At 50.0% G+C, this 3,044-nt stretch carries 1 rRNA gene; it reads right to left on the reverse strand.

Features of this window, described 5'->3' with window-relative positions:
• Positions 1-19 precede the first annotated feature (19 nt).
• Positions 20-2,928, reverse strand: a 23S ribosomal RNA gene (locus OW729_RS19220).
• Positions 2,929-3,044: the final 116 nt, after the last annotated feature.

Consider the following 3,044-nt stretch of genomic DNA (forward strand, 5'->3'; position numbering starts at 1 on the left):
AGTCACTGGTTACTTTTATTTGATCAAGCCCTCGACCTATTAGTATCAGTCAGCTTAACATGTTACCACGCTTACACCTCTGACCTATCAACCTGGTAGTCTTCCAGGGGTCTTACTAGCTTACGCTATGGGAAATCTAATCTTGAGGTGGGCTTCACGCTTAGATGCTTTCAGCGTTTATCCCTTCCCAACATAGCTACCCAGCTGTGCCACTGGCGTGACAACTGGTGCACCAGAGGTTGGTCCATCCCGGTCCTCTCGTACTAAGGACAGCTCCTCTCAAATTTCCTGCGCCCACGGCGGATAGGGACCGAACTGTCTCACGACGTTCTGAACCCAGCTCGCGTGCCGCTTTAATGGGCGAACAGCCCAACCCTTGGGACCGACTACAGCCCCAGGATGCGACGAGCCGACATCGAGGTGCCAAACCTCCCCGTCGATGTGGACTCTTGGGGGAGATCAGCCTGTTATCCCCGAGGTAGCTTTTATCCGTTGAGCGATGGCCCTTCCATTCAGAACCACCGGATCACTAAGCCCGACTTTCGTCCCTGCTCGACCTGTATGTCTCGCAGTCAGGCTCCCTTCTGCCTTTACACTCTTCGCGCGATTTCCGACCGCGCTGAGGGAACCTTTGGGCGCCTCCGTTACCTTTTAGGAGGCGACCGCCCCAGTCAAACTGCCCACCTAGCAATGTCCTGTGACCAGATTCATGGCCGCCAGTTAGAATTCCAATACTGTCAGGGTGGTATCCCAAGGTCGACTCCTCAGAAGCTGACGCCCCTGATTCTCAGTCTCCCACCTATCCTGTACAGACAATACCGAAATTCAATGCTAAGCTACAGTAAAGCTCTACGGGGTCTTTCCGTCCAACCGCGGGTAGTGAGCATCTTCACTCACACTTCAATTTCACCGGATTTACTGCCGAGACAGTGCCCAAATCATTACGCCATTCGTGCGGGTCGGAACTTACCCGACAAGGAATTTCGCTACCTTAGGACCGTTATAGTTACGGCCGCCGTTTACTGGGGCTTAAGTTCATGGCTTCGCCCGAAGACTAACCAGTCCCCTTAACCTTCCAGCACCGGGCAGGCGTCAGCCCCTATACATCAGCTTACGCTTTAGCAGAGACCTGTGTTTTTGATAAACAGTTGCTTGGGCCTGTTCACTGCGGCCTACTCTCGTAGGCACCCCTTCTCCCTAAGTTACGGGGTCAATTTGCCGAGTTCCTTAGCAGTAATTCTTCCGCCGGCCTTAGGATTCTCTCCTCATCTACCTGTGTCGGTTTGCGGTACGGGCACCAACATACTCCATAGAGACTTTTCTTGGCAGCGTGGAATCAGATACTTCGCCATAATTGGCTCCTCATCACACCTCAGAGTTATGACTAAACGGATTTACCTGTCTAGTCCTCCTAAGTGCTTGAACGCACATCCAATAGTGCGCACACCCTATCCTCCTGCGTCATCCCATCTGTCAAACGCATATTGGTGGTACTGGAATATCAACCAGTTGTCCATCACCTACGCCTTTCGGCCTCGGCTTAGGTCCCGACTAACCCTGGGAGGACGAGCCTTCCCCAGGAAACCTTAGATATTCGGCCAACAGGATTCTCACCTGTTTCTCGCTACTTATGCCAGCATTCTCACTTCTACACTGTCCACCACTCCTTACGGTATGGCTTCAGCCTGTGCAGAAAGCTCCTCTACCACGTACACGTAGTGTACATCCATAGCTTCGGTGGTAAGTTTTAGCCCCGTTACATCTTCGGCGCAGGATCTCTCGACTAGTGAGCTATTACGCACTCTTTAAATGAGTGGCTGCTTCTAAGCCAACATCCTAGTTGTCTTAGAAATCCCACATCCTTTCCCACTTAACTTACACTTTGGGACCTTAGCTGATGGTCTGGGCTGTTTCCCTTTTGGCCACGGATCTTATCACTCGCAGCCTGACTGCCGGGATACAAGTATATGGCATTCGGAGTTTGATAGGGTTCGGTAAGCGCTATGCCCCCTAGCCCATTCAGTGCTCTACCTCCATTACTCAATTACCCGACGCTAGCCCTAAAGCTATTTCGAGGAGAACCAGCTATCTCCGAGTTCGATTGGAATTTCTCCGCTATCCACAGCTCATCCCATGGTTTTTCAACACCAACGTGGTTCGGTCCTCCACGAAATTTTACTTTCGCTTCAACCTGGCCATGGATAGGTCACTCGGTTTCGGGTCTACGACATACAACTAGTTGCCCTATTCAGACTCGGTTTCCCTTCGGCTCCGCACCTTAAGTGCTTAACCTTGCTGTATATCGTAACTCGCTGGCTCGTTCTACAAAAAGCACGCCGTCACACATATAAAGTGCTCCGACCGTTTGTAGGCACACGGTTTCAGGTTCTATTTCACTCCCCTTCCGGGGTTCTTTTCACCTTTCCCTCACGGTACTGCTTCACTATCGGTCACTAGGTAGTATTTAGCCTTGGGAGATGGTCCTCCCTGCTTCCCACAAGGTTTCTCGTGTCTCGTGGTACTCTGGAGTAGAACTACTTTTCTCTTCTTTTCGCCTACAGGGCTATTACCTTCTGCGGCTTAACTTTCCAGTTATATTTGGCTAAGAAAATCAAAGCGTTATGTTCTATCCTCAACCCCAGGAACAAGTTCCTGGTTTGGGCTCTTTCCGTTTCGCTCGCCGCTACTCAGGAAATCGATTTTTCTTTCTCTTCCTTCGGGTACTTAGATGTTTCAGTTCCCCGAGTCTACCTCCATATACCTATGTATTCAGTATACAGTGACAGGCGTTAGCCTGCCGGGTTTCCCCATTCGGACATCTTCGAATCACAGGTTATTTGCACCTACTCGAAGCTTATCGCAGCTTATCACGTCCTTCATCGGCTCCTAGTGCCAGGGCATTCACCGTGCGCCCTTTGTAGCTTGATCTTTTATCTTATCAAAGTTTTAATCTTTGATGCTAATCAATTCATCTAATTACTTAGATGTTTCTTACTAGGTTTATCTTTTATCACTGTGCAATTTTCAAAGAACAAAAATGGTGG

The organism is Clostridium brassicae, assembly GCF_026738875.1.
Lineage (GTDB): Bacteria > Bacillota > Clostridia > Clostridiales > Clostridiaceae > Clostridium_H > Clostridium_H brassicae.